At 46.1% G+C, this 899-nt stretch carries 1 protein-coding gene; it reads left to right on the top strand.

What is annotated here, in order from left to right; translation table 11 throughout:
• Positions 1 to 26: 26 nt before the first annotated feature.
• A complete protein-coding gene (locus R2Q26_RS15315) occupies positions 27 to 839 on the top strand; it encodes a methane monooxygenase/ammonia monooxygenase subunit C (RefSeq protein WP_090572317.1) in 813 nt (270 codons plus the stop codon).
• Positions 840 to 899 lie beyond the last annotated feature (60 nt).

Raw genomic sequence — 899 nt, 5'->3', positions numbered from 1 at the left:
TAAATGAAAAACAGGAGGAAATTTAAATGGCAACTACAATGGGAACAAGCAGCGCAGCGTCTAGCGCTAGAGGCTATGACATGGCGCTGTGGTATGACTCGAAATGGTATAAATTTGGAATGGCAACAATGCTGGCGGTAGCGATCTTCTGGATCTGGTACCAACGGACATTTGCCTATTCCCATGGTATGGATTCGATGGAACCTGAGTTTGATCGAATTTGGATGGGATTGTGGCGTGTACACATGACCGTTATGCCGTTATTTGCATTGGTTACCTGGGGTTGGCTCTGGAAAACCCGTGATACCAAAGAGCAACTGGACAATTTGGATCCAAAACTGGAAATCAAGCGTTATTTTTACTGGTTGATGTGGCTTGGTATATACCTCTTTGGCGTATACTGGGGCGGTAGCTTCTTCACCGAACAAGATGCATCATGGCACCAAGTAATTATTCGTGATACCAGTTTTACACCTAGCCATGTTGTGGTGTTCTATGGCTCCTTCCCGATGTACATCGTATGTGGTGTTGCTTCATACCTGTATGCAATGACCCGTCTGCCTTTATACAGCAGAGGTATTTCCTTCCCGCTGGTAATGGCAATTGCAGGACCACTCATGATTCTGCCAAACGTAGGCTTGAACGAATGGGGTCATGCCTTCTGGTTCATGGAAGAGCTCTTTAGCGCGCCATTGCACTGGGGCTTTGTGATTCTGGGCTGGTCCGGTTTATTCTCAGGCGGTATTGCTGCTCAGATCATCACCCGTTACTCCAATTTGACGGACGTAGTCTGGAACAATGCAAGCAAGGAAATCCTTAACAACAGGATTGTTCCTTAATTCTATGGGCTTATAGTCTGATTTTTATTCCTGCTTCTGGGAAACCAGAAGTGGGAATGG

It is taken from the genome of Nitrosomonas sp. Is37, from assembly GCF_033063275.1.
Taxonomy (GTDB): Bacteria; Pseudomonadota; Gammaproteobacteria; order Burkholderiales; family Nitrosomonadaceae; genus Nitrosomonas.
Note: the sequence above shows the minus strand (reverse complement) of the source record. Positions and strands in the feature narration are given on the sequence as shown.

Coding starts and splice junctions, on each gene's coding strand:
- R2Q26_RS15315 (WP_090572317.1), top strand. CDS start 27: ATGGCAACTACAATGGGAACAAGCAGCGCAGCGTCTAGCGCTAGAGGC.